This window comes from Burkholderia semiarida (assembly GCF_029268935.1).
In the GTDB taxonomy this organism is placed as follows: Bacteria; Pseudomonadota; Gammaproteobacteria; order Burkholderiales; family Burkholderiaceae; genus Burkholderia; species Burkholderia semiarida.
Genome location: NZ_JAHLCL010000008.1, coordinates 888795 through 913516, shown reverse-complemented (window position 1 = coordinate 913516; position 24722 = coordinate 888795). Strand labels below are relative to the sequence as shown.

General features: G+C 68.3%; 22 protein-coding genes. 9 read left to right on the top strand and 13 right to left on the bottom strand.

The window, feature by feature from the left end:
- Nucleotides 1-85: 85 nt before the first annotated feature.
- The 4 genes from KPB06_RS27425 to KPB06_RS27410 form a co-directional block, all read right to left on the bottom strand.
- Nucleotides 86-382 (bottom strand): XRE family transcriptional regulator, encoded by a 297-nt coding sequence (locus KPB06_RS27425; protein WP_006479223.1) that lies wholly within the window; start codon nucleotides 380-382, stop codon nucleotides 86-88.
- A gap of 73 nt (nucleotides 383-455) precedes the next feature.
- Nucleotides 456-815 carry a type II toxin-antitoxin system RelE/ParE family toxin gene (locus KPB06_RS27420; protein ID WP_059583059.1) on the bottom strand — a complete coding sequence of 120 codons (360 nt, stop codon included), beginning with the start codon at nucleotides 813-815 and terminating at the stop codon, nucleotides 456-458.
- 127 nt (nucleotides 816-942) lie between these two features.
- Nucleotides 943-1929 carry a pca operon transcription factor PcaQ gene (gene pcaQ / locus KPB06_RS27415; protein WP_059582242.1) on the bottom strand — a complete coding sequence of 329 codons (987 nt, stop codon included), beginning with the start codon at nucleotides 1927-1929 and terminating at the stop codon, nucleotides 943-945.
- A gap of 76 nt (nucleotides 1930-2005) precedes the next feature.
- Nucleotides 2006-2743, bottom strand: a complete 738-nt coding sequence (locus tag KPB06_RS27410; protein ID WP_275905881.1) for a helix-turn-helix domain-containing protein — start codon at nucleotides 2741-2743, stop codon at nucleotides 2006-2008.
- Between the two features lie 120 nt (nucleotides 2744-2863).
- Here KPB06_RS27410 and KPB06_RS27405 point away from each other — a divergent pair, with 120 nt between their 5' ends.
- The 3 genes from KPB06_RS27405 to pcaG all read left to right on the top strand — a co-directional run bounded on the left by KPB06_RS27405 (nucleotide 2864) and on the right by pcaG (nucleotide 5031).
- Nucleotides 2864-3448: a YiiX/YebB-like N1pC/P60 family cysteine hydrolase gene (locus tag KPB06_RS27405; RefSeq protein WP_275905882.1), complete on the top strand. Its 585-nt coding sequence runs from the start codon at nucleotides 2864-2866 to the stop codon at nucleotides 3446-3448.
- 278 nt (nucleotides 3449-3726) lie between these two features.
- Nucleotides 3727-4434, top strand: coding sequence for a protocatechuate 3,4-dioxygenase subunit beta (gene pcaH / locus KPB06_RS27400; protein ID WP_011547893.1), 708 nt, complete (start codon nucleotides 3727-3729; stop codon nucleotides 4432-4434).
- 3 nt (nucleotides 4435-4437) lie between these two features.
- Nucleotides 4438-5031 (top strand): protocatechuate 3,4-dioxygenase subunit alpha, encoded by a 594-nt coding sequence (gene pcaG / locus KPB06_RS27395; RefSeq protein WP_059582250.1) that lies wholly within the window; start codon nucleotides 4438-4440, stop codon nucleotides 5029-5031.
- Between the two features lie 434 nt (nucleotides 5032-5465).
- Here the strand turns inward: pcaG and KPB06_RS27390 are convergent, their stop codons facing one another.
- Nucleotides 5466-6245, bottom strand: a complete 780-nt coding sequence (locus tag KPB06_RS27390; protein WP_059582253.1) for an AraC family transcriptional regulator — start codon at nucleotides 6243-6245, stop codon at nucleotides 5466-5468.
- A gap of 142 nt (nucleotides 6246-6387) precedes the next feature.
- On the opposite strand from KPB06_RS27390, the gene KPB06_RS27385 reads away from it, so the two are divergent.
- Nucleotides 6388-7167 (top strand): alpha/beta fold hydrolase, encoded by a 780-nt coding sequence (locus tag KPB06_RS27385; RefSeq protein ID WP_099317357.1) that lies wholly within the window; start codon nucleotides 6388-6390, stop codon nucleotides 7165-7167.
- A 35-nt stretch (nucleotides 7168-7202) separates the two neighbouring features.
- On the opposite strand, the gene KPB06_RS27380 is transcribed toward KPB06_RS27385, so the two are convergent.
- The 8 genes from KPB06_RS27380 to KPB06_RS27345 form a co-directional block, all read right to left on the bottom strand.
- A complete protein-coding gene (locus KPB06_RS27380) occupies nucleotides 7203-8030 on the bottom strand; it encodes a M55 family metallopeptidase (RefSeq protein WP_059582258.1) in 828 nt (275 codons plus the stop codon).
- Nucleotides 8027-9109, bottom strand: coding sequence for a DmpA family aminopeptidase (locus KPB06_RS27375; protein ID WP_059582261.1), 1083 nt, complete (start codon nucleotides 9107-9109; stop codon nucleotides 8027-8029). The genes KPB06_RS27380 and KPB06_RS27375 overlap by 4 nt, the downstream gene beginning before the upstream one ends.
- Complete coding sequence (gsiD, locus tag KPB06_RS27370) at nucleotides 9109-10002, bottom strand: glutathione ABC transporter permease GsiD (protein ID WP_059582264.1); 894 nt, start codon at nucleotides 10000-10002, stop codon at nucleotides 9109-9111. Before gsiD ends, KPB06_RS27375 begins: the two co-directional genes overlap by 1 nt.
- 7 nt (nucleotides 10003-10009) lie before the next feature.
- Nucleotides 10010-10930, bottom strand: coding sequence for a glutathione ABC transporter permease GsiC (gsiC, locus tag KPB06_RS27365; RefSeq protein ID WP_059582267.1), 921 nt, complete (start codon nucleotides 10928-10930; stop codon nucleotides 10010-10012).
- A 67-nt stretch (nucleotides 10931-10997) separates the two neighbouring features.
- Nucleotides 10998-12560, bottom strand: a complete 1563-nt coding sequence (gene gsiB, locus KPB06_RS27360; RefSeq protein WP_059582269.1) for a glutathione ABC transporter substrate-binding protein GsiB — start codon at nucleotides 12558-12560, stop codon at nucleotides 10998-11000.
- 102 nt (nucleotides 12561-12662) lie between these two features.
- Nucleotides 12663-14567: a dipeptide ABC transporter ATP-binding protein gene (locus KPB06_RS27355; RefSeq protein ID WP_275905883.1), complete on the bottom strand. Its 1905-nt coding sequence runs from the start codon at nucleotides 14565-14567 to the stop codon at nucleotides 12663-12665.
- Nucleotides 14568-14593: 26 nt separating this feature from the next.
- Nucleotides 14594-15586 (bottom strand): isoaspartyl peptidase/L-asparaginase family protein, encoded by a 993-nt coding sequence (locus KPB06_RS27350; protein WP_124658066.1) that lies wholly within the window; start codon nucleotides 15584-15586, stop codon nucleotides 14594-14596.
- Entirely contained in the window at nucleotides 15583-16527 is a 945-nt protein-coding gene (locus KPB06_RS27345; protein WP_059639331.1) for a MurR/RpiR family transcriptional regulator, read from the bottom strand. Before KPB06_RS27345 ends, KPB06_RS27350 begins: the two co-directional genes overlap by 4 nt.
- 472 nt (nucleotides 16528-16999) lie before the next feature.
- Here KPB06_RS27345 and KPB06_RS27340 point away from each other — a divergent pair, with 472 nt between their 5' ends.
- From KPB06_RS27340 to KPB06_RS27320, 5 genes are all read left to right on the top strand, one after another.
- Complete coding sequence (locus KPB06_RS27340) at nucleotides 17000-18271, top strand: MFS transporter (protein WP_275905884.1); 1272 nt, start codon at nucleotides 17000-17002, stop codon at nucleotides 18269-18271.
- A 26-nt stretch (nucleotides 18272-18297) separates the two neighbouring features.
- Complete coding sequence (locus KPB06_RS27335) at nucleotides 18298-20718, top strand: glycoside hydrolase family 31 protein (protein WP_275905885.1); 2421 nt, start codon at nucleotides 18298-18300, stop codon at nucleotides 20716-20718.
- Nucleotides 20719-20845: 127 nt separating this feature from the next.
- Nucleotides 20846-22033: a porin gene (locus KPB06_RS27330; protein ID WP_124859199.1), complete on the top strand. Its 1188-nt coding sequence runs from the start codon at nucleotides 20846-20848 to the stop codon at nucleotides 22031-22033.
- A 310-nt stretch (nucleotides 22034-22343) separates the two neighbouring features.
- Nucleotides 22344-24365 (top strand): BCCT family transporter, encoded by a 2022-nt coding sequence (locus KPB06_RS27325; protein ID WP_275905886.1) that lies wholly within the window; start codon nucleotides 22344-22346, stop codon nucleotides 24363-24365.
- Nucleotides 24362-24673, top strand: a complete 312-nt coding sequence (locus KPB06_RS27320; protein WP_059582288.1) for a hypothetical protein — start codon at nucleotides 24362-24364, stop codon at nucleotides 24671-24673. Before KPB06_RS27325 ends, KPB06_RS27320 begins: the two co-directional genes overlap by 4 nt.
- Nucleotides 24674-24722 lie beyond the last annotated feature (49 nt).

The window sequence follows — 24722 nt, the reverse complement described above, 5'->3', positions numbered from 1 at the left end:
CGGCATGCGCACGCGGGCCGGCGCTCGACAACTCGCCGCGTGAACGATCGCGTCGATCCGGCCGCGCGCCGTTCGTTCGCGCCGCTCAGGCCGGCACGAGCTCGAAGCTGAGCCGTTTGCCGAGCGCGGCGGCCGCGCTCGCGAGCGTCGCCAGCGTGAGGCTCGTGTCGGTTTCGTCAAGCAGGCGATTGAGTGCGGCGCGGCTGGTTTTCATCCGCGCGGCCATCGCCGTTTTCGTGATGTGCTGCGCCTTCATTTCCTGCCCGATCTGCCAAGCGATCACGCGCTTGATCGCGGTGGCGGTGGCCGCTTCGAGGTTGCCGTCCGCTTCGAGGAAGGCGTCGAAATCGCTGCCGATATACGGATTGTTCGTGGTCGTCATGTCGTACTCCAGGTGCATGGCGTTGCCGGCTGCCCGACCGTCGGAGACGGTGCGTCCGGCACAACCGGGGAATTCAGATGGCGCGCGTCAGCGCTTTCAGGCGCGCGACGGTGACGTCGAGATCGTCCGACGGCGTAGCCCGCGACTGCTTGAAGAAGCCGTGCAGCAGCACCATCGTGTCGCCGACGACCGTGAACAGCACGCGTGCGCTTCGCCCCGGCACCGTCACGCGGATCTCCCATAGATCCTTCGCCATCTTCCGGACCAGCGGCATGCCGAGCGGCCAGCCGAGTTGAACGGTCTTGATCTCTTCGCCAATCGCCCTTCGCTCCAGTCGCCCGAGCGCGTTGAGCCATTCGCGCACCGGCTCGTTGCCGCGAGCCGTCCGGAAGAACCGCACGCCGAGCGTGACCTGAATCTGCTGTCTCGCCATCGTCTTGTCGTCCATCGTATCAAAAACGGTACGATATGCCAAGCACCCCGATGACGGCTACTGACCGGATGGCCGATCCCGCGGCAAGAAGGGAGATCGGGTCCGGCGCATCGTCAGGCCCGATGGATCAACGCTTGCCGCGAGCAGGCTTGCGCGCCGCGCGTGGCGCCCGAGGCGCTCGCGCATCGCCGAACCGCGACCGCGCGATGTCGCGCACCGCATCGATCAGCGTCCGCGCGACGGGCGACGGCTGCGCATCGGTGCGCAGGACGAGCCCGACCGGCTCGTCGGTGCCCGCCGACGGCAGCGGCAGGCGCGCCAGCGCGCCGGCCGACAGATCGTATTCCGCCGCATAGAGCGGCACGAACCAGACCGCGTCGTTCTCGAGCGCCAGCGCGCGCGCGACCGATACCGACAGCACCTCGATGAAGGAATCGAGCGGCGGCGCGCCGCATGCGCCGAGCAGTTGCTCGGCGGACTGGCGGATCAACGTGCCGAACGGCGGCAGCACGACCGGATAGCGTGCGAGCTCGGTGGCCGGCGCCGCGCTCGCGAGCAGCGGATGGCCGGCGCGCACGACCGCGGCGAGCGGCTCGTTGTACAACTGCTCGAACGCGAGCCCGATCATCCGTTCGGGCTCCGACAGCCGCCCAATCGCGCATTCGATCGCCCCGGATTTCAGGCGCTCCAGCAAGTCGGCGTTCGCGGCCGTCGCGATCCGCACGACGATGCGCGGCCAGCGTGCGGTCAGCGCCTTCATCAAGGCCGGCGCGAGCGAGGCCGCGACGGTCGGCAGCATGCCGATTTCCAGCGTCGCGGCGGCGGCCCCGCCCTCGCGTGCCAGCAGCCCGACGCCCTGCCGCAGCGCCAGCACGCACGCGTTCGCGTGCGGCATGAACAGTTGCGCCTCGCGGGTCGGCTGCGCGCCGTGCCGGCCGCGCTCGAACAGCTTCACGCCGAGGATCGTCTCCAGTTCGGCGATCGTCTTCGACACGGCCGGTTGCGTGATCGACAGGCTTTCGGCCGCCTTCTGCACGCCGCCCAGTTGCGCGACCGCGAGAAAACACTGCAGGTGACGGAATTTGACGCGGCCGTCGGCGATACGGTTGTTCATAACGGATGGTTATGCGAATGACGATGAATCGCCATTTTGCATAACTTCCCGGAAAGGCCCAAGCTTTCCGGCGACGTCAGGCATGACGCCGCAGCGCGTGGAATCCGGTCGGCTCCCAGATCCGTTTCGCGATCAGCAGCGCCGTGCCGTGCTTCTGCCCAAGCGGCGCGGACGACGACTCCGCATGCAGCGCCGCCGCCTTGCTGGCAAGCCGCCGCAGTTCCTGTTCGAGCTCCGCGGCGGCCGCGTCCGTCAGCATCCCTTGCAGGAACGTCATCGTCTCGCCCGGGCCGTCGAAGCGGCTGCCGAGAAAGTCGTCGAGCACGTGCGCATGGAAGTAGCGGCGAATCGGCCCGCCCGGCAGCCAGTCGAAATCGCGCGCGACGCGCACGCGAATCCGGTCGCCGGGCAGCAGCGCGATCACGTTCATCCGGTCGAGCATCAGCAGGTATTTCACGCACTCGGCCTGCGTGAGACGGTAGGCCGACACGATGTCCTGCACGGTCCAGTAGTTGATCGCGCAGACGGCGATGAGCAGCAGCTTCTCGTCCGACACCAGCAACGCCTCCTGCTGCTCGGTCAGCACGCGCAGGCGCGGCGCGGACGCCGACGCCTCCTGCACGAGCTCGGCGAGCGTATAGCCGAGCAACTGCGCGATCTCCACGACGCGCTCCAGCGTGAAGCGGCCGCTCGCGAACAGCCGCTTCACGCTCGTCTCGGAGACGTCGAGCGCACGCGCGACGTCCCGGTAAGTCATGCCCTGCGCCTTCAACTGGCGCTTCAGCGTTTCGATGAGTTGGGCGGTCTCGGTCATGGCGGTATCGAAAAATGATGCTCGAGGTCGAATATTAGGCCACTCGCGCATCCACATCAGCACTTTGGGTTACTTGTCTGCATAATCCGCTCCGTCCTGTCACGCAACGACGGAGCCGAAATGACCATCCGAATCGACACAGCGGCCTGCGAACCGCACCACACCGCACTGCGCGATGCGCGCGGCACCGATCGCGCGATGCCGCTCGCCACCGTGCGCACGCTGGCCGCCGGCGCGCATGTCGGCGATCTGGTGTTCATCCGCGTGCCGGCCGGTGCGCCGGATGCCGCCGCCGGTGCGAACGGCTCGGTCGAAACATCGGGCACTTGGGCCAATCGCTTCGGCATCGTCGTCGATACGTCGGGCGACGAACCGGTGATCGCCGAGCCGGCGGCGTTCGCGTGGACGAAGCTCACGCCGCTGTCGCGCTTCGTCGCCCGTACCGACGGCGGACGCATCGCACTGGCGCGCCGTGTCGCGGCGGCGTCGGCCGACGCGCAGCGTCACGCGCATGCGCTGGCCGAACAGCGGATCGATGCGCTGCTCGGCAGTCGCTTCAAGCCGCGGGCGCGGCGTGGCTTCTGCACGCGGTACGTGACCGAGGTGCTCGGCGCCGGCCACGCGGCGACACCCGCGGCCCTGCTGCGCAGCGGCACGCTGGCGCTCGAATTCGACGGGATCGTGCTCGATCCCGGCCGTCCATGACGACGGGCACGCTCGGGGAGACCGGATAACAACGAGAACGAACGACAAAAAACAGTGACGGGCTGGCTGGAGGGCCGTGCACGGGGTCGTCGCCGACGACGCGAAGCCCGATCGCTTTTTTCCGCCGGACAGGCTTTCTGTCCGGCGGAATTTTCATTGCGGGCAAAAACATAACGAACTGTTATGCGATTCGCGAAAAAAGGTCATTTTGCATAACTTTCCGGATTGGCTAAAGTCGTGCCATCCACTTCGCGAAAAAACCTGACAGGAGACGCCCGATGGATTCCCCCACGATCCTCACGCCGCGCGACTGGCCGTCGCATCCGGCCTATGTTCACCCCGAGTACCGTTCATCCGTGAAGCGCGGCCCGACCCGCCCGCTGATTCCGCTGAAGGAGAAGCTGCGCGACCAGTACGCGCCCGTCTACGGCGCGGAAGATCTCGGCGCGCTCGACCACGACCTGACGAAGAACGCCGTGAAGAACGGCGAGCCGCTCGGCGAGCGGATGGTCGTCACCGGCCGCGTGCTCGACGAAGGCGGCAAGCCCGTGCGCAACACGCTCGTCGAGGTGTGGCAAGCCAACGCGGCCGGTCGCTACGTGCACAAGGTCGACCAGCACGACGCGCCGCTCGATCCGAACTTCCTCGGCGCCGGCCGCTGCCTGACCGACGACGAAGGCCGCTACCGCTTCCTGACGATCAAGCCCGGCGCGTATCCGTGGGGCAACCATCCGAACGCGTGGCGCCCGAATCACATCCACTTCTCGCTGTTCGGCGATTACTTCGGCTCGCGTCTCGTCACGCAGATGTACTTCCCCGGCGATCCGCTGCTCGCGTACGACCCGATCTTCCAGGGCACGCCGGAAGCCGCGCGCGAGCGCCTGATCTCGCGCTTCTCGATGGACATTACCGAAGAAGGCTATGCGCTCGGCTACGAATTCGACATCGTGCTGCGCGGCCGCGACGCCACCCCGATGGAGCGCTGAACCATGACGACGCTGAAGCAAACCCCTTCGCAGACGGTCGGCCCGTACTTCGCGTACGGCCTGTGTCCGCAGCAATACGGCTACGACCTGAAAAGCCTGTTCACGCCGACGATCGCCGCCGCGCACGCCGAAGGCGAGCATGTGCTGCTGGTCGGGCAGGTATTCGACGGCGACGGCAACGTCGTGGGCGACGCGGTGCTCGAATTCACGCAGGTGGACGCCGCGGGCCGCTACCCCGCGTCGCGCGACGACGTCGCGAAATCCGGCTTCACGGGCTTCGCGCGGGTCGGCACGGGCACCGATCCGCAGCAGCGCTTCGTCGTCGAGACGGTGAAGCCGGGCCGCGTCGCCGCGGACGAGGCGCCGCACATCAACGTGACGGTGATGATGCGCGGCATCCTCACGCATGCGTTCACCCGCGTGTACTTCGACGACGAAGCCGCCGCGAACGCGGTCGACCCCGTGCTGAACGCGGTGCCGGCGGAGCGCCGCGCGACGCTCGTCGCGAAACGCGACGCGCAGCCGGGCCGCCCGGTCGTCTACCGCTTCGACATCCACATGCAGGGGCCGGAAGAGACCGTATTCTTCGACGTTTGACGCATGCGGCAGGCTTCGCCTGCCACCGCACCGCCGTGTGGCGCGATACCGACCGGCATCGCGCCACACGGCGTTTTGGGCCGCCTTCGATGATGCGCCGCGTCGTGATGCACGGTGGCTGCGGACGTCTGGCGTCATTGGCTTCCCGTGCCGAGATCGAACGCGCGATCGAAACGCATGCTGCGACAGCACATCAATCATGTGGGCGACACGATATCGTTTGCGCGTTATGCGGCGTATGCTTCGTTATCTGCAACGAGCCGACAGAATTGAATCGTACGAAGAAACAATGACAGGGATGATGCGCGACGCCGTCGGCAGGCGGCCCGCGCATTTTTTCAGACAGAGTGCCTTTGAACGCGTCTGGCCGAAGTTGGCGGACGCGTATTTTTTTGGCGCGGCGGCCCACGCAAGCGCGTGGCCTGTGCCGAATCCTAGCGACGAATCTCCAGATAGCGGCTCGGCGTGTCGCCCAGAATGCGGCGAAACGCCGACGTGAACGCGCTCGCGCTCGCATAGCCGAGATCGAGCGCGACGCGCGTCACCGGCTGCCCGTCGGTCAGGCGGGCAATCGCCGCGAGCATGCACACCTGCTGGCGCCACGCGGCGAAACTCACACCCGTCTGCGCACGGAACTGCCGCGTGAACGTGCGCCGGCTCACGCCCGCGTCGGCCGCGACCCGGTCGAGATCGGCCGCGATCGACGGCGCCGCGAACAGGTGCCGGCACACCTTCGCCAGCCGCGCGTCGGCCGGCAGCGGCGCGTGCAGCGACAGGCGCGGCATCGTCGCGATTTCCGCAACCAGCAGATCCATCAGCTTGCCCGCGCGACCGTCGACGTCGTACATGGCCGGCAAATCGATCGCATCGTCGATCAGTTGCCGCAGCAGCGGCGACACGCCATACACGCCGCACTGGGTGGGCAGCCCGGCCGCCTGCGCGGCGTCGACGGTCACGAATGCGTTGAGCATCGTGACCGGCCCGGTCATCGTCATTTCGTGCCGCACGCCGGCCGGCACCCAGCACGCGCGCTGCGGCGGCACCAGCCATCGGCCGTGCGGCGTCGACACGCTGATCGTGCCGCGCGACGCGAACGCGAATTGTCCGCGCACGTGCGCGTGATCCGGAAACGTCGTGCCCGCCGCAAAGTCGTTGGCGGTCACGACCACGCTCCGGGGAATGTGTTCGTAAGGATCTAGCAGCGTATTTCTCACGGCCCGAATTCCATCATCAATGACCCGATATCGAAGGCGGGTCGCCTTCGAACGATCTACGATCCGCTCCACCGTTGCGCGACCTCTCGGCCGCAACACCCGCCGGCCGGATCGGCCGGAGGGCAACCTCATCGGAGCGGACATGCCGAATACGTTTCATCGCGTGGGGGACGGCCCCCACCCTGTTCTCGTGCTGCACGGCTGGTTCGGCGACGCCCGCGCATTCGAACCTCTCGAAGCGTGGCTGTCGCGCGAGCACTTCAGCTATGTATTCATGGACTACCGAGGCTACGGCCGCATGCGCGACGCCCGCGGCAACTACACGATCGACGAGATCGCCGCCGACACGCTCGCGCTCGCCGACGCGCTCAGCTTCCCGACCTTCAGTCTGGTCGGCCATTCGATGGGCGGCATGGCGATCGAGAAGATCGCCGCCCTCGCGCCCGACCGCGTGCGCGCGCTGGTGCCGATCGCGCCCGTCCCGTGCGGCGGTCTGCCGTTCGACGCCGCGCGACGCGCGCTATTCGAGCGCGCTGCCGACCACCTCGCCGATCGCCGCACCATCATCGACCGCAGCACCGGCAACCGGCTGCCCGCCGCCTGGATCGAGTGGAAAGCCGCGTATTCGGCCGCCTGTTCGTCGGCGCGGGCATTCGGCGCGTACTTCCGCGCGTGGGCCGATACGGATTTCAGCGGAGACATCACGGGCATCCATCCGGTCAAGGTACTGATCGGCGAGCACGATCCGGCGTTCGACGCGGCGCTGATGGCCCGCACCTATCTGCGACGCTATCCGCTCGCCAGCGTCGACGTGCTGCGCAACGCGGGCCACTATCCGATGAACGAAACCCCGCTCGCACTGGTCGCGGCGATGGAAGCATTCCTGCTCGCCGCGACGGCCCGCCCCGTCGCGATCGGCTGACCGGCCGCGCGTCGGCGGCATCGTCGCGGCACGCATCAGCGCAGCATGAACGACATCGCCGACAGGCTGTTCAGCGTGCGCACCGCGTGCTCGACCGATGGCCCGTCGAAGCGCAGCGTCACCGCATCGACGCGCTCGAGCGACGGCAGCACGCAGAACAGGTCGGCGAGCGCGGCCGTCTGCACGCGCAGCGTGCACGCGGCCGGCGCGGGCCGATGCGCGCCGGCGCGCACGCCGGCCGACAGCGCCCGCGCGACCGTTTCGCGCGCCGCGGCCGCGATGCGCGCGCACGACGCGGACGGCGTGAGCGTCTCGCCGCTCGATGCGCCGCCGGCCGTCTTGACCGTCTCGAAACGCGCGTCCGGAAACAGCGGCTGCGTTTCGTCGGCGAATACGTCGTCGCCGGTCGCGAGCGCGACGTGCGCGCCGTATTCGCGCGCCAGCGCGCCGTACAGCCCGGCTTCGCCGAGCTCGACGCCGTTCAGCCACACCTGCGTGAATGCAAAGCTGTTGATCGTGTGCCCGAGCACGCCGCGCGTCTGCGATTTCGCGTGATAGCCGATCATGAATACGAGATCGGGCTGCTGTTCGAGGCCCGTCATCATGCCGAGCGTACGCGGCTTGCCGAGCACGACACGCGCCCGCGCATCGAGCCCGTCGGGCAGCAGGTTGCGAAAGCCGCCGTGCGAGTCATTGACCCAGACGGCCTGCGCGCCGCCGGCGAACGCGCCTTCGATCGCCGCGTTCGCCTCGGCGGTCATCCAGCGGCGCGCGCGTTCGTATTCCGGATTGCCGGCACGCGTCTGCTCGGCGGCGAATACACCGGCGACACCCTCGATGTCGGTCGAGATCAGGATCTTCATGACTGGGTCGGATGCCCTGCGTTATCTTCGTTGAACAAGCGGTCGAGATCGGGCGCCGCGTCGCGCAGCGATTGCCGCACGTGGCCGTCGCGTCCGGTGACCGTCACCGCCTGCAGCAACGCGTCGGCGATCGCGTGCTCGACGCTTTCGGCCGCGGCCATGAACAGCGGATCGAGCGCCGCATCGGCGACGAGGGCCGGCAGCGCGATCGTCGACGCGTCATGCGCAATCGTGTACGCGGTCGAGAAGGCAAGCCCGATGTCGCCGCTGCCATGCCCGTAGACCGAGCCCGTACGGGCCAGTCCGGCCCCCGCGCGGCGCGCGAGCCGCGACAGTTGCCGCGCGTCGAGCGGCGCATCGGTGGCCAGCAGCAGGATGATCGAGCCCTGCTCGGGCGGCGCAGCGTGCGCGGCTTCGGCCGCGCGCCGTTGCGCGACGATGCGCCCGAGCGGCACACCGCCAAGTGTCAGCATCGACAGCCGGCCGAAATTCGCGAGCACGAGCGCGCCGACCGTATACGGCCGGCCGGCCGCGACGGCCACGCGCGACGCGGAACCGATCCCGCCTTTCAGGTCGAAGCACGACATCCCGCGCCCGGCGCCCACCGCGCCGCGTGCGACGTCCCGCGATGCCGCGCGGCAGGCGTCGTCGTAATGCGCGGCGGTGACCGCGAAGGCCTGGATGTCGTTCAGGTAACCGTCGTTGCACTCGAACACGAGCGGATTGACGGTCGGCCAGTCGCGGCCGATCCGCGGATTCACCGCGATCGCCGCGCGAATCTGCGCATGGGCGACCGCGCCGACGCCGAACGTATTGGTCAGCGCGATCGGCGTATCGAGCGTGCCGAGTTCGTCGACCTGCACGAGCCCGACGCTCTTGCCGAAACCGTTGATCACGGCCGCGCCGGCCGGCACCTTGCCGCGGTACACGTCGCCCGGATGCGGCTTCACGACGGTCACGCCCGTCTGCACGCTGCCGGCATCGAGCGTGCAATGGCCGACGGTCACGCCCGGCACGTCGGCGATCGTGCCGCGCGGCCCGGCCGGCAGCGTCGCAGCCCACATCGATGCAGCCCGCATCAACGGCGCTCCAGCTTCGGGTCGAGCGCGTCGCGCAGCCCGTCGCCGAGCAGGTTGAACGCGAGCACGGTGAGGAAAATCGCGAGGCTCGGGAACACCGCGATGTGCGGCGCCGTCACCATGTCCGCGCGCGCCTCGTTGAGCATCGCGCCCCACTCCGGCGTCGGCGGCTGCGCGCCGAGCCCGAGGAACGACAGGCTCGCGGCCGTGATGATCGACGTGCCGATGCGCATCGTGAAATAGACGACGACCGACGACACGGTGCCCGGCAGGATATGCCGCATGATGATCGTCCAGTCCGACGCGCCGATGCTGCGCGCGGCCTCGACGTAGGTCATGTGCTTGAGCATCAGCGTGTTGCCGCGCACGAGCCGCGCGAACGCCGGAATGCTGAAGATCGCGACCGCGCAGATCACGTTGATCATCCCGTTGCCGAGGATCGCGACCACGCCGATCGCGAGCAGGATGCCCGGGAACGCGAACAGCACGTCGGCCACGCGCATCGTGATGCGGTCCCACCAGCCTTCGTAATAGCCGGCAAGCAGCCCGAAGAACGTGCCGATCACCGCGCCGAGCGCGACCGAGAAGAAGCCGGCGGCCAGCGAAATCCGCGTGCCCGCGACGATCCGGCTGAAGATGTCGCGGCCGAGCGAGTCGACGCCGAACCAGTGCACGGCCGACGGCCCCGCGTTCAGCGCGTCGTAGTCGAAATAGTTTTCCGGATCGAACGGCACGATGTGCGGGCCGACGAACGCGAGCACGACGAGCGCCAGCACGAAGCCGCCCGCGACGAGCGCGATGGTCTGCTTGCGGAACTTGCGCCAGAATTCGCGCCACGGCGTGCGGATCGCGGTCGGTGCGGCCGGCGCCGCGGGCTGGACAGTCGCGTTCATGCGCGCCTCACTTGAACCGGATGGTCGGGTTGATGACCGCGTACAGCACGTCGACGGTCAGGTTGATCAGGATGAATTCCAGCGAGAACAGCAGGACGATCGCCTGGATCACCGGGTAGTCGCGCATCGTCACCGCGTCGACCAGCAGGCGCCCGAGCCCCGGCCAGTTGAACACGGCCTCGACGACGATCGAGCCGCCGAGCAGGAAGCCGAACTGCAGCCCCATCATCGTGACGACCGGGATCATCGCGTTGCGCAGGCAGTGCTTGAGCACGACCATCGGCTCGTGCACGCCCTTCGCGCGTGCGGTGCGCACGAAATCCTCGTTCAGCACCTCGACGAACGACGCGCGCGTGAAGCGCGCCATCACTGCCGCGACCGCGGCGCCGAGCGTCAGCGACGGCAGCACGTAGCTCTTCCACGTGCCGTCCGGCACGACCGGCAGCCAGCCGAGCTTCACCGAGAAGATCTCCATCAGCAGCATGCCGAGCGCGAACGCGGGAAACGAGATGCCCGACACCGCGAGCGTCATCCCGAGTCGGTCGGGCCAGCGATTGCGCCAGACCGCCGACGCAATGCCGATCGCCATGCCGAACAGCGTCGACCACACCATGCTGACGAGCGTGAGCAGCAGCGTCGGCATGAAGCGCTCGCCGATCTCGGTCGACACCGGCCGCTTGCTGCGCGTCGACACACCGAAATCGCCGTGCGCGATCTTCGCGAAGAAGCGCGCGAATTGCGCGGGCAGCGGCCGGTCGAGCCCGAGATCGGCGCGCACGAGCGCGACGGTCGCCTCGTCGGCTTCGGGGCCGGCCGCGAGCCGCGCCGGGTCGCCCGGCAGCAGATGCACGAACAGGAACACCAGCACCGCGACGATCGCGAGCGTGGGCAGCAGGCCGAACAGGCGTTTGACGAGAAAATTCAGCATGGGACACCGATCGAATCAGCGCACCGGCGGCTTACGCCGCCGGCGCTGCGTGGCGGGCAAGCCGCCGTCATTTCACCGAGATCTCGTCGAAGTTGAACGAACCGTCCGGCATCACGTATGCGCCCTGCAGCCGCTTGCTGCGCGCATACACGATCTTCTCCTGCACGAGGAAGATCCACGGCGCATCGGCCCAGATCTGCTTCTGCGCATCGGCGTACAGCTCGGCCTTCTTCGTGCGGTCGACCGTCTCGAGCGCCTTCGTCAGATCGCCGTCGACCGAGTCGTTCTTGTAGTACGCGGTGTTGACGAGCTTCGGCGGCGCCGACGCGCCGGCCAGCAGCGGCGTGATCGCCCAGTTCGCCTCGCCCGTCGACGACGACCAGCCGATGTAGTACATCCGCACCGGCGCCTTCGCCGGATCGGGCGCGCTCTCGACCTTCGCGACGCGTTCGCCGGCTTCCAGCGCCTGCACCTGCACCTTCACGCCGACCTGCGCGAGCTGCTGCTGCACGAACTGGATCGCCTTCTGCGACGTCGAGTTGTTATACGCGGACCACAGCGTCGTCTCGAAGCCGTTCGGATAGCCGGCTTCCTTCAGCAGCGCCCGCGCCTTCGCCGGGTCGTACGGCCAGGGCCCGAGCTTCGTCGCGTAATCGACGCCCTGCGGCACCACGCCGGTCGACGGCGTCGCGAAACCGGAGAACGCTACCTTCGCGAGCGCTTCCTTGTTCACCGCGTAGTTCAGCGCCTGGCGCACCTTCGGGTTGTCGAACGGCTTTTGCAGCATGTTCAGCGACACGTAGCGCTGCACGATCGACGGCCGCTCTACGACGTCGACCTTCGGGTTGCTCTTCAGGTCGGCCGCCTGCTCGAACGGAATGCGGAACGCGAAATCGGCTTCGCCCGTCTTCATCAGCGCCGCGCGCGTGTTGTTGTCGACCACCGGCTTCCAGTCGATCGCGTCGATCTTCGGGTAGCCCTTCTTCCAGTAGCCGGCGAACTTCTTCACCTTCAGGTCGTCGGTCTGCTTCCACTCGACGAACTCGAACGGGCCGGTGCCGACCGGATGCAGCGCGATGTCGCGGCCCCACTTCTTCAGCGCGGCCGGCGAAATCATCACGGCCGACGGGTGCGCGAGCGTGTTGATGAACGCCGAGAACGGCTCGCGCAGCGTGACCTTCACCGTGGTCGGATCGACGGCCTCGGTCTTCTCGATCACGCGGAACATGTTGTAGCGCTTCAGGTGGTTCGCGGGATCGGTCACGCGGTCGAAGTTCGCCTTCACGGCCGCCGCGTTGAAATCGGTGCCGTCGTGGAACTTCACGCCCGAGCGCAGCTTGATCGTGTATGTCTTCGCGTCGGGGCTGGCTTCGTAGCCGGTCGCGAGCACGTTGACGAGCTTCATGTCCTTGTCGAAGCCGAACAGCCCCTGGTAGAACGACTTGACGACGGCCTGCGACACCGTGTCGTTCGCGTCGTACGGGTCCATCGTCGTGAAGGTCGAATCCACCGCCATCACCGCGGTCTGCTGCGCGAACGCGGGCAGCGCGGCCGACAGCGCGAACGCGCCGGCGAGCGCGACGAAGCATGCGCGCGGACGAAACATCGGAAACGGATGCTGCTTGTTCATGTTGCTGGGCTCCTATCGGTGAATCGGTGACGCCTCACGGGCGTTTCGGTTTCGACTGCCTGCCGGTTCGTGCGCCGTCATCGCAACGCACGACTCCACTACTCAATACGCGCCGCCGACGCGATGCGTCGCGACATAATGATCGGGGCCGACCGCGACGAGCGGCGCGACGAGCGGCTCGTCGCCGACCGCGCGGATCGGGCTCGGAATCTCGTCGGCCGCGAGCTGGCGCGGCGCATGCCGGCGCGCGGGGTCGGCGACCGGCACGGCGCTCATCAGCTTCTTCGTGTACGGGTGCTGCGGCGCCTCGAACACCGCGCGGCGCGGGCCGATCTCGACGATCTGGCCGAGATACATCACCGCGACGCGATGGCTGATGCGCTCGACCACCGCCATGTCGTGCGAGATGAACAGGTACGCGACGCCGAGTTCGCGCTGCAGGTCGAGCATCAGGTTGACGATCTGCGCCTGCACCGACACGTCGAGCGCCGACACCGACTCGTCGGCGATCACGACCTTCGGGTTCAGCGCGAGCGCGCGCGCGATCGCGATCCGCTGGCGCTGGCCGCCCGAGAATTCGTGCGGATAGCGGCGCGCGGCTTCCGGCGGCAGGCCGACCTTGTCGAGCAGCCAGTCGACGCGCGCCTGCGCTTCACGGCCGCTCGCGACGCCGTGCACGAGCAGCGGCTCCATGATCGAGAAGCCGACGGTCAGGCGCGGGTTCAGCGACGCGAACGGGTCCTGGAAGATGAACTGGATGTTCCGCCGCAGCGCCTGCAGGTCATGCCCCTTCATTGCGCTGATGTCGCGTCCGTCGAATTCGATCGAGCCGCTCTGCGATTCGACGAGGCGCAACAGCGAGCGGCCGGTGGTCGACTTGCCGCAGCCCGATTCGCCGACGAGCGCGAGCGTCTCGCCCGCGCGCAGCTCGAAGCTCACGCGCTCCACCGCATGCACGTACTGCGACACGCGGCCGAACACGCCGCTCTTCACCGGAAAGCGCGTGACGAGATCGCGCACGCGCAGGATCGGCGGCGCGGCGTGATCGACGAGCGGCTGCGCGTCGTTCGCGGCGGACGCCGCGGTCGGGGCCGCGGCCGTCGCGCTCGTGCCGTCCACCTTCAGCAGCGGGAATTTCTCCGGCGCGTCGGTGCCCTGCATCGAGCCGAGCCGCGGCACGGCCGCGAGCAGCGCCCGCGTGTAGCGATGTGCGGGCGTCGCGAAGATGCGGTCCGACTCGCCCTCCTCGACCTTCTCGCCGCGATACATCACCAGCACGCGGTCAGCCACTTCGGCCACCACGCCCATGTCGTGCGTGATGAAGATCACGCCCATGTTCATTTCGTCCTGCAGCCCACGGATCAGTTGCAGGATCTGCGCCTGGATCGTCACGTCGAGCGCGGTCGTCGGCTCGTCGGCGATCAGCAGCGCGGGCCGGCACGACAGCGCCATCGCGATCATCACGCGCTGCCGCATCCCGCCCGACAGTTGGTGCGGATAGCGCGCGAACACGCGGCGCGCTTCCGGGATGCGCACGAGATCGAGCAGCCGCAGCGCTTCCGCGCGGGCTTCGGCCGCGCTCTTCGACTGGTGCAGCGCGATCGCCTCGCTGATCTGGTCGCCGACCGTAAACACCGGATTCAGCGACGTCATCGGCTCCTGGAAGATCATCGCGATGTCCGCGCCACGGATGCCGCGCATCGTCGCGGCGCTCGTCTGCGCGAGATCGACCAGTGCGCCGCCACGGCGCCGGAACGCGATCCGTCCGCTCGTGATCTCGCCGCCGCCGTGCTCGACGAGCCGCATCAGCGCGAGCGACGTGACCGACTTGCCGGAGCCCGATTCGCCGACGATCGCGAGCGTCTCGCCGCGATCGACGTGAAACGACACGTTGCGCACCGCGTCGAACGTCGCGCTTTCGCGGCGGAACGTGACCGACAGGTCATCGACGGCCACCACGCGCTGCTCGGGCAGCGCCAGGGCCGACGGGTTACGGCTCGAAGTCATCGCGTATCTCCTCGTGCGATCCGGTTTCAGGCCGCGTCGTCGCGGTAGATGCCGACGACCGGCGCTTCCCCGACGCGCGCGTAGCCGCGGTACATCCCTTCGGTGTTGAACGGCATCGCGACGTTGCCGTGCGCGTCGACCGCGATGATTCCGCCGCGGCCCGCCAGGCGCGGCAGCTTGTTCATCACGACGTCGTGCGCGGCGTCGGCGAGCGACGCGCCGCGATATGCGATCTGCGCGGCGACGTCGTGGGCCGTCGCGAGCCGGATGAACATCTCGCCGGTGCCCGTCGACGAGACCGCGCAGGTCGCGTCGTCCGCATAGCAGCCGGCGCCGATGATCGGCGAATCGCCGACGCGCCCCGGCTGCTTGTTCGTGATGCCGCCCGTCGACGTCGCCGCCGCGATATGGCCATGCACGTCGCACGCGACCGCGCCGACCGTGCCGTGCTTGCGGTCCGGATCGAGCGGCTCGGCGGGTTGCGGCTGTGACTGGCCGAACACGAACGTCGCCGCATCGTGATCGAGCATCGCGCCGGCCGCCGCGCGCGCCTTGACCCACTGCGCATGCCGCGCTTCGGTGTCGAAGTAGTCGGGTTCCACGAGCTCGAGCCCCTGCGCGGCCGCGAATGCGTCGGCGCCCGCGCCGGCGAACAGCACGTGTTCGCTCGCCTCCATCACGCGCCGCGCGGCGAGTACCGGATTGCGCACGCGGGTCGCGCAGCAGATCGCGCCGGCGCCGAGCGTCGCGCCGTCCATGACCGCCGCGTCGAGTTCGTGCTTGCCTTCGGCCGTATACACGGCGCCGCGCCCGGCGTTGAACAGCGGGCAATCCTCGAGCATCCGCACCGCGACGGTGACGGCGTCGAGCGCGCTGCCGCCGTCGGCCAGCACCTGTTGCGCGGCCTGCAGGATCGCGGTGAGTTCGGCGCGGTACCGACGTTCGGTGTCGGTATCCATCGCTTCGCGCAGGATCGTGCCTGCGCCGCCGTGAATCGCGACGATCGCGGGTGAAGTCATGATTTTTTCGGACGGGGGGAAGAAGGGTTGGCGGCCGGCAGCGCCGCTTGCGGCTGCACGAGCCACGGCAGCAGGAATTCGGTCATCTCGGCGGCGGATTTCGCGGACCGGTGCGTGCGCAGCGCGACCGCGTCGATCAGCGCCTCGATCATCGTCAGCACCGCGGCCTCCGACGTGGCCGCGAAGCGCCGCTCGGCCTTGACGTACAGGTTCAGCGACGCGATCGGCGCGAGCGGCGATTGCGGGCCGTCGGAGATGCCGAGCACGCGCGCGCCGCGCGCGGCCGCACGACGGGCCAGCTCGATCGTGTCCTTCACGTAGCGCGGAAACGCGAGCGCGATCACGAGATCGCGCGAATCGGCGGTGTACAGACGTCGCGCCGCATGCGATGGCCCGCCGAGCAGCGCGAGCGACTGCACGCTGTCATGGCAGACGGACAGTCCGTGCTCCATCAATCCGGTCAGAAACGCGCTCGACCCGGCGCCGAGAATCAGCACGCGCCGCGCGCCGACGATCGCCTCGACCGCCGCCTCGACGTCGGCCGCATCCAGTTGCGCGCGCGTGTTCTCGATGTTGGCGACAGCCTGGTCGAACACCGCATCGATCCAGACCGCGCCGCGTACGCCGGGCTCCTGTTCCTGCGCCGAACGCAGCCGCTCGACCGGCCCGAGCGTGGCCTCGAAGCCGCGCACGAGCGCCGCGCGCATCGCCGGATAGCCGTCGAAACCGAGCGCCTTCGCGAAGCGGTTCGCGGTCGCGATCGACGCATTCACGGCCTGCGCGAGTTCGTCGATCCGCATCGTCGCCGCGCGAAACGGGTTCGCGAGCACGAATTCGCCCATGCGCCGGTGAATCGGCGTCATCAACGGCATCGCCGACGCGATCCGCTCGGCGATCGCAGGTTCGTCGTGACTGACATCGGGCGGAACGAGAGGCGTCATGCGAAGGGTTGTTGCAAGGTTCGATGAAAATGAATTTACACAATCTGATGGCCGAAAAAAAATAAATTTTCATCCGGGTTGTCACCCCCGCGCACCTTCGTCAGCCGCCCGCGAAGTCGCCCGCCCGCGCCGCACGGGCCTTCGACGGACGACGCCCTTCCGTCGCGACCCCTGTGTCGGGCGCACCGTCATCGGGAAAACCCCAAGCAAGTTCGTTCGAATGCAGATTCACGTTGACCGGATTCGCATTCGAACATAGGATGTTCGAAAATGATCAGTCGTCAGATAACATTGCAGTGTGCTGACGACCGAATTTTCGCTCGAACACCGTGAATTCGATATAAACCGGTACAAACCGGCGCGCAGCAAGATCGGACATCGTACGAACGAAAACGAAACAAGCCATCCCGACGGATGGCCCTCATGGACCGGGCAGGCGCCGCGCGCCCGCCCTGCCTGACAGGAGACAGCAGTGAAGACAGTCAAGGCGTTGCGCTGGTGGATCATCGTGCTCGTGTGTCTCGGCACGATTCTCAACTACCTCGCACGGAATTCCCTCGCGGTGCTCGCGCCCGAGCTCAAGCAGGTGTTCGCGATCTCGACGCAGCAGTACTCGTACATCGTCGGCGCGTTCCAGATCGGCTACACGATCATGCAGCCGGTATGCGGGTTCATCGTCGACCTGATCGGGCTGCGGCTCGGCTTCGCGCTGTTCGCGATGCTGTGGTCGGTGGTCGGCGTCGCGCATGGCTTCGCATCGGGCTGGCTGTCTCTCGGCATCCTGCGCGGCTTTCTGGGCCTGTTCGAGGCGGCCGCGATTCCGTCGGGGATGAAAGCCGTCGCCGAATGGTTTCCCGACCGCGAGAAATCCGTCGCGGTCGGCTACTTCAACGCGGGCACGTCGCTCGGCGCCGCGATCGCGCCGCCGCTCGTCGTGTTCATCTCGATGCGGTTCGGCTGGCAGGCCGCGTTCATGGTCACCGGCGCGCTCGGCTTCATCTGGGCCGCGCTCTGGTACACGCAGTACCGGTCGCCGGCCGACCATCCGCGCATCACGGCGCGGGAACGCACGCTGATCCGCGACGGCCAGGCCACGATGCCGCCCATGTCCAGGCGCCGCGTCCGCGACGTCGTCACCGCCCGGCGCTTCTGGGCGATCGCGCTGCCGCGCTTCTTCGCGGAGCCCGCATGGCAGACTTTCAGCTTCTGGATTCCGCTGTATCTCGCGACCGAGCGCCACATGCCGCTCACGCAGATCGCGGTGTTCGCGTGGATGCCGTTTCTCGCGGCCGACCTCGGCGGCATCGCCGGCGGCTACCTGTCGCCCTACCTCGCGAACCGCTTCAAGCTGCCGCTCGTGTGGTCGCGCGTCGCCGGCGTCGCGCTCGGCGCGGTGCTGATGCTCGGGCCGGCGATGATTGGGCTCGTGTCGTCGCCGTACACCGCGATTGCGCTGTTCTGCGTCGGCGGCTTCGCGCACCAGATGATCTCCGCGCTCGTCAACACGCTGTCGGCCGACGTGTTCGATTCCGAGGAGGTCGGCACCGCCAGCGGCTTCGCCGGGATGGCCGCGTGGATCGGCGGCCTCGGCTTCTCGCTGCTGGTCGGCGCGCTCGCGGACAAGATCGGCTATGCGCCGCTGTTCGCGTGCCTCGGCCTGTTCGACATCATCGGCGTCACGCTGCTCGCGGTGCTGATCCGCGGCCAGTCGAAGCAGGAACGCCTGCTCGCGCAGCACGCCTGAGCTCCGTTTTCACCAGGAATCGCCTTATGACTTCGCTCCTTCATCCGCCCGTGTTCCGCGTCGCCAGCCACCACGCGAACCGCGTGCTGCTCGCGTCCGATACGGGCGCCACCCTCGAAATCTTCGTGCTCGAGGACGACATCGTGCGCTTGCGCGTGCTGCCCAACGCGACGGCGCGCACCCCGCGCACGTGGACCATCGCGCCCGGCCTCGACGACGTGCCGCTCGACGGGCGCGACCGGCTCGACCTGAGCGGCTTCGCGCTGCCCCACTACGACTTCGCCGAAGACGACGACGGCGTGCGGATCGAAACCGCGCAGATCCGGCTCGCGGTGCGCCGGCAAGGCGGCCAATGCACGTGGTCGATGCGCGGCGCGGACGGCGCATGGCGCATCGTGCTCGCCGACCGCGCGACGCAGGCGTACAACTTCGGCTGGTGGGACGATCGTGCTTATCACTACGTCGCCCGCGAGCGGAGCGACAAGGTATTCGGCCTCGGCGAACGCGCGGGCGAACTCGACCGCACGGGCGCGCGCTTCGAGATGCGCAACATCGACGCGATGGGCTACAGCGCGAAGCACACCGACCCGCTTTACAAGCACATCCCGTTCTACATCACGTGGTCGCCCGATGCGCGCCAGGGGTTCGGGCTGTTCTACGACACGCTGTCGGACTGCACGTTCGACATGGGCCGCGAACTCGACAACTACCACGGGCTCTATCGCTACTTCGTCGCCGAGCACGGCGATCTCGACTACTACTTCATCGCGTCGCCCGATACGCCGCTCGCGGCCGCGCGGCGTTTCACGTGGCTGACCGGGCGTCCGGCGCGCACGCCGAAATGGGGGCTCGGCTATTCGGGCTCGACGATGAGCTACACCGATGCGCCGGACGCGCAGCAGCAGATGAACCAGTTCGTCGAGCAGTGCGACGCGCACGACATCCTGTGCGATTCGTTCCACCTGTCGTCGGGCTATACGTCGATCGGCGCGAAGCGCTACGTGTTCAACTGGAACCGCGACAAGTTTCCCGACGCGAAGGGTTTCGTGCAGCACTATCGCGACCATGGCATCCGCCTGTGCGCGAACATCAAGCCGTGCCTGCTGCGCGACCATCCGGCCTTCGACGACGCCGCGAAGCGCGGCCTGCTGATCCGCTCGGCCTCCGGCGAGCCCGCGTGGGTGCAGTTCTGGGACGAGGTCGGCGCGTACGTCGACTTCACGCAGCCGGACGCCTACCGCTGGTGGCGCGAGCAAGTCACGTCGGCGCTGCTGGAATACGGGATCGAGTCGACCTGGAACGACAACAACGAATACGAGATCTGGTCGCCCGACGCGATCGCGCACGGCTTCGGCCAGCCGTTTCCGGCGCGCGAGGCGAAGGTTCTGCAGACGATGCTGATGATGCGCGCGTCGCGCGACGCGCAGCGCGCGCATGCGCCGGCGCGGCGGCCGTTCCTCGTGTCGCGCTCCGGCGGCGCAGGCATGCAGCGCTACGTGCAGACGTGGTCCGGCGACAACTACACGTCGTGGGAAACGCTGCGCTACAACCTGAAGATGGGCCTCGGGCTCGCGCTGTCGGGCGTATCGAACATCGGCCACGACATCGGCGGCTTCTCCGGCCCCGCGCCGTCGCCGGAGTTGCTGCTGCGCTGGGTGCAGTTCGGCATCTTCATGCCGCGCTTCAGCATTCATTCGTGGAACGACGACGGCACCGTCAACGAACCGTGGATGTACCCGGAGATCACCGCGCAGATCGCGTCGCTGATCAAGCAGCGCTACCGGCTGCTGCCCTACCTCTATCACCTGCTGTGGCTGTCGACGACGCGCTACGAGCCCGTGCTGCGGCCGACCTTCGCCGACTTCCCGGGCGACGTGCGCTGCTACGACGCGTGCGACGACATGATGCTCGGCGACGCACTGCTGGTCGCGCCGGTCGTCGATCCCGGCCAGTCCGAGCGCACGGTGTATCTGCCGTCGGGCGCACGCTGGACGTGCTGCGCGAGCGCGCAATCGTTCGACGGCGGCGCGAGCGTGACGCTGCCCGCGCCGCTCGACACGCCGGTGATGCTGCTGCGCGAAGGCCGCGTGCTGCCGCTGAACGTCGCCGAACAGCACTTCGGTGCGCGCGCCGACACGCGCGGCTTCCTCGTCGCGCCACGGATCGAGGACGGCGTCGCGTACGGCGAATGCGTCGAGGACGACGGCGAAACGGAAGCCTGGCGCGACGGCGAATACGGACTGTGGCGCATCGAGACCGGCCGCGAGGCGTCCGGCGCGCTCGGCGTGTCGGTCCGCTGGGACGGCCGCCCGGCGCGCCCGGCCGACCGTGTCGAGATCCTGTTGCCCACGTCGCTGCAAGGCCCGGTGGCCGTGCGCGGTGCGCGCGTCGAGCAGGATACGCGGGACGGCGCATGGCGCCGCCTCGTCGTCGCGTTCGACCACTAAACCGCTGAACCGCTGAGGCCGAAGCCAACCCGATCAGGCGGGCCGTTCGCGCGGCCCGCCGCCTGCCACAGAGGAGGCATTCAACCTCCCGCCCCCTTGAAAAGATGAAGAGACCCGGAGATCGACAATGACAGCACCCGTCAACCGTTATGCAATCCTCATTTTATCGGCCGCGTCGCTCGGCACGACCGCCGCCCATGCGCAGAGCAGCGTGACGCTGTACGGCGTGGTCGACGATTCGATCGCGTACGTGAACAACCAGCAGGGACACTCGAACGTCTATATGCGCGACGGCAACCTGTATGCGTCGAAGTTCGGGCTGCGCGGCGACGAGGATCTCGGCGGCGGCACGCACGCGATCTTCGACCTGCAGGCCGGCTTCAACCTGAATACGGGCGCGCAGGCCGCCGCCGGCACGATCTTCAACCGCCAGGCCTTCGTCGGCCTGCGCAACGTTCGCTACGGCACGGTCACGGCCGGCCGCCAGTACACGCCGTACTTCCTGTTCGTCGGCCCGTACGCGTCGAGCAGTTGGCTGACCGGCGCCACCGGCGCGCATCCCGGCGACATCGACGGCCTCGACACGACGATCCGCGTGAACAACTCGGTCACCTATACGTCGCCGACCTTCGCCGGACTCACCGCGAGCGCGATGTACGCATTCGGCGGCATCGCCGGCGCGACCGGCAAGGGCAACACGTTCAGCGCCGCGCTGCGCTACGCGAACGGGCCGATCGGGATCGCGGCCGGCTACCTGCGGATCAACAGCTCGGGTTCGTCCGCAGGCTTCCAGAATCCGGCCACCGCGGCGTCGGGCAGCTTCGCGGTATCCGTGCTGAACCAGGGTTATCTGACCGCGAAGGCCGTCGAACAGGTCGCGGCGGCCGGCAACTACACGCTCGGCGACCTGACGATGGGGCTCAACTATTCGAACGTGAAGTACCTGCCCGGCAACGGCTCGGCCTTCACCGACACGGCCGTGTTCAACACCTACGGCGCGCTCGCCGCGTACCGCCTCACGCCGACGTTCTCGGTGGCCGGCGCATTCGCGTACACGCTCGCATCGAAGGCGAACGGCGTCGCGAGCGCGGCCCGCTATCAACAGTACTCGCTGAAGGAGTCGTACAGCCTGTCGAAACGCACGACGCTCTACGCGCTGCAGGCGTACACGCATTCGAGCGGGCAGACGCTCGGCGCACAAGGCGCCGGGCACATCGTGGACGCGGCGCCGATCGTCGGCGATTCGCAGCAGCTCACGCCGTCGACGACGCGCGGCCAGTTCGTCGGCATGGCGGGGATCGCCGTCACGTTCTGAACCCGCCGGGCGGCCCCTCGGCACGCTCTCCACGCCCCGGACGATGCGCACCCTGCATGCGCCGTCCGGGCGCCCCATAGACGTTCTCCACGACGTTTCCCCGTCCCGCCACCAGCCCGGCCGGCGCACCACGCCGGTTTTCCCGATCGCCCCGATACCTTACAATTCGTCAGGTTCGATTCCCTCTGCATACCCGTTCTTGCAGTCCTGACACCGCGGTACACTCGACGCATGCCGTATCAGGGTCCGACGCGCGACGTGCGCGCCGGGCGGCGTTGCGCGTCGTTGCGCCCACAACTGGATACCCGCCATGCCGGATCTCCGTCCCTCGCCTCGCACGACATTCAAGCCGCAGGTCGTCCTGCCCGCGCTCGCCGTGATCGGCGCGCTGCTCGTCGTGTGCGCGCTGCACCCGAGCGAAGCCGGCGCGCTGTTCCTCGCCGGCCAGCAATGGGTCATCGCACGTTTCGACTGGTTCTACGTGCTCGCCGTCACCGGCTTCCTCGTGTTTCTCGTGCTGATTGCCGCCAGCGACTTCGGCAAGATCCGGCTCGGCCCCGACGATGCCGAACCCGAATTCAGCTTCGTGTCGTGGACGGCGATGCTGTTCGCGGCCGGCATGGGCATCGGCCTGATGTACTTCGGCGTCGGCGAGCCGATGCAGCATTTCCTGAAGCCGCCGACGGTCGCCCCCGGCACGCCCGACGCCGCGCGCGAGGCGATGCTGATGACCTTCTTCCACTGGGGCTTTCATGCGTGGGCCATCTACGGGCTGATGGGGCTCGTGCTCGCGTACTTCGGCTTCCGCTACAACCTGCCGCTGACGCTGCGCTCGGGGTTGTATCCGGTGCTGCGCGAGCGCATCGACGGCTGGATCGGCCACACGGTCGATGCGTTCGCGCTGGTCGGCACGGTCGCCGGCATCGCGACGACGCTCGGCTACGGCGTGATGCAGCTGAGCGCGGGCCTGCATACGGTCGCCGGCTGGGACACGGGCGGCAATACGTTTCGCCTCGGGCTCGTCGCGCTCGTCGTGATCCTCGCGGGGCTGTCGGCCGCGAGCGGCCTCGACAAGGGCGTGCGCAGGCTGTCCGAGCTGAACCTGCTGCTCGCGTTCCTGCTGCTCGCGTTCGTGGCCATCGCGGGCCCGACGGCGTTCCTGCTGCGCGCGCTCGCCGACAACATCGGTCAGTACCTGTCGAGCCTCGTCGACCTGTCGTTCCGCACCTATGCATACGCGCCGCCGCGCGAGGAAGGCTGGTTCGGCGGCTGGACGATCCTCTACTGGGCGTGGTGGGTGTCGTGGTCGCCGTTCGTCGGCATGTTCATCGCGCGCATCTCGCGCGGCCGCACGATCCGCCAGTTCGTGATCGGCGTGCTGCTCGTGCCGACGGCGTTCAACCTCGTGTGGATGACGGTGTTCGGCAACAGCGCGATCTGGCTCGATACGCACGGCGCGGCCGGCGCGCTCGCACAGACGGCGACCAGCGTCGATGCGCTGCTGTTCCGCTTCTTCGATTTCCTGCCGTTGCCGCAACTGCTGTCGATCGTCGCGATCGTGCTGATCGCGGTGTTCTTCGTCACGTCCGCGGATTCGGGCGCGTTCGTGATCGACCAGATCGCGACGCGCGGCAGCGCGCATTCGCCGGTCTGGCAGCGGCTGTTCTGGGCCGCGCTGCTCGGCGTGACGGCCGCGGTGCTGCTCGTCGCGGGCGGGCTCGGCGCATTGCAGGCGATGACGCTGATCGCCGCGCTGCCGGTCGCCCTCATCATGCTCGCGCTCTGCTACGGGCTGTGGCGCGGGCTCGCGGCCGACCGCGCGCACTATTCGCAGGACGTCGCACCCGCGACGAGCTTCTGGACCGGCCAGCACTGGCGCCATCGCCTGACGCACATCCTGCGTCAGACGACCGAAGCCGAGGCGCGCCAGTTCGTCGCGGAAACGGTCGAGCCCGCGCTGCGCAAGGTCGCCGACGAGTTGCGCGCGAGCGGCGTCGATGCGCACGTGCAGCGCGACAGCGACGATGCGGTGCGGCTCACCGTGCCGACCGCCGACCATCGCGATTTCGTGTACGGCGTGCGCGTCACCGTGAAATCCGCGGCCGCGTTCCTGGTGCGCGAGGCGGCCGAGCCGGACGCGTCGCGTACGCACGTGTATGGCATCGTCACGTTCTTCGAAGACGGCCGGCTCGGCTACGACGTCGAATACCTGCGCGGCGACGAAGTGATTGCCGACGTGCTGCGCCAGTACGAACGCTACGTGTCGCTCGCGGCGGACACGCGCACGCATCTGCTGAGCCGCGCGCCAGGGCACGCGACGGAGGCCGAATGAGCGGGCTGCTGCACAGCCGCGCGGCCGACGTCATCGCGCTCGGCACGCTCGCCGTGCTGTACCTCGGCGGCGGCGCCATCGCGCTGTGGCGAATCCGCGCGGCGCCGCCGCGCGGCAAGGTCTACTGGATCGTCTGCGCGGCGCTGCTCGCCGGCGGCGCAATCGCAATGGCCGGCAACCTGGCGCCGGTGCCGAACAGCGGCGAAATGCCGCCCGGTTTCGCGCTCGGCGTGGAGGCCGTCCTGCTCGGTCTCGTGCTGGCGGCCGGTGGTTGCGCGTGGTTGATGCTGCGCGCGCGCCAACGCTGACGCACGCACGTCGCGCGGCCCTGCTTCGTCACACGGGTGCGCGTCATCC

What these genes read in the sequence shown, in the direction of transcription:
- KPB06_RS27425 (WP_006479223.1), bottom strand. Translation starts at nt 382, where the DNA reads ATGACGACCACGAACAATCCGTATATCGGCAGCGATTTCGACGCCTTC.
- KPB06_RS27405 (WP_275905882.1), top strand. Translation starts at nt 2,864, where the DNA reads ATGACCATCCGAATCGACACAGCGGCCTGCGAACCGCACCACACCGCA.
- pcaG (WP_059582250.1), top strand. Translation starts at nt 4,438, where the DNA reads ATGACGACGCTGAAGCAAACCCCTTCGCAGACGGTCGGCCCGTACTTC.
- KPB06_RS27320 (WP_059582288.1), top strand. Translation starts at nt 24,362, where the DNA reads ATGAGCGGGCTGCTGCACAGCCGCGCGGCCGACGTCATCGCGCTCGGC.
- gsiB (WP_059582269.1), bottom strand. Translation starts at nt 12,560, where the DNA reads ATGAACAAGCAGCATCCGTTTCCGATGTTTCGTCCGCGCGCATGCTTC.
- KPB06_RS27375 (WP_059582261.1), bottom strand. Translation starts at nt 9,109, where the DNA reads ATGCGGGCTGCATCGATGTGGGCTGCGACGCTGCCGGCCGGGCCGCGC.
- pcaH (WP_011547893.1), top strand. Translation starts at nt 3,727, where the DNA reads ATGGATTCCCCCACGATCCTCACGCCGCGCGACTGGCCGTCGCATCCG.
- gsiC (WP_059582267.1), bottom strand. Translation starts at nt 10,930, where the DNA reads ATGCTGAATTTTCTCGTCAAACGCCTGTTCGGCCTGCTGCCCACGCTC.
- KPB06_RS27335 (WP_275905885.1), top strand. Translation starts at nt 18,298, where the DNA reads ATGACTTCGCTCCTTCATCCGCCCGTGTTCCGCGTCGCCAGCCACCAC.
- pcaQ (WP_059582242.1), bottom strand. Translation starts at nt 1,929, where the DNA reads ATGAACAACCGTATCGCCGACGGCCGCGTCAAATTCCGTCACCTGCAG.
- KPB06_RS27350 (WP_124658066.1), bottom strand. Translation starts at nt 15,586, where the DNA reads ATGACTTCACCCGCGATCGTCGCGATTCACGGCGGCGCAGGCACGATC.
- KPB06_RS27380 (WP_059582258.1), bottom strand. Translation starts at nt 8,030, where the DNA reads ATGAAGATCCTGATCTCGACCGACATCGAGGGTGTCGCCGGTGTATTC.
- KPB06_RS27330 (WP_124859199.1), top strand. Translation starts at nt 20,846, where the DNA reads ATGACAGCACCCGTCAACCGTTATGCAATCCTCATTTTATCGGCCGCG.
- KPB06_RS27410 (WP_275905881.1), bottom strand. Translation starts at nt 2,743, where the DNA reads ATGACCGAGACCGCCCAACTCATCGAAACGCTGAAGCGCCAGTTGAAG.
- KPB06_RS27345 (WP_059639331.1), bottom strand. Translation starts at nt 16,527, where the DNA reads ATGACGCCTCTCGTTCCGCCCGATGTCAGTCACGACGAACCTGCGATC.
- KPB06_RS27355 (WP_275905883.1), bottom strand. Translation starts at nt 14,567, where the DNA reads ATGACTTCGAGCCGTAACCCGTCGGCCCTGGCGCTGCCCGAGCAGCGC.
- KPB06_RS27385 (WP_099317357.1), top strand. Translation starts at nt 6,388, where the DNA reads ATGCCGAATACGTTTCATCGCGTGGGGGACGGCCCCCACCCTGTTCTC.
- gsiD (WP_059582264.1), bottom strand. Translation starts at nt 10,002, where the DNA reads ATGAACGCGACTGTCCAGCCCGCGGCGCCGGCCGCACCGACCGCGATC.
- KPB06_RS27325 (WP_275905886.1), top strand. Translation starts at nt 22,344, where the DNA reads ATGCCGGATCTCCGTCCCTCGCCTCGCACGACATTCAAGCCGCAGGTC.
- KPB06_RS27420 (WP_059583059.1), bottom strand. Translation starts at nt 815, where the DNA reads ATGGCGAGACAGCAGATTCAGGTCACGCTCGGCGTGCGGTTCTTCCGG.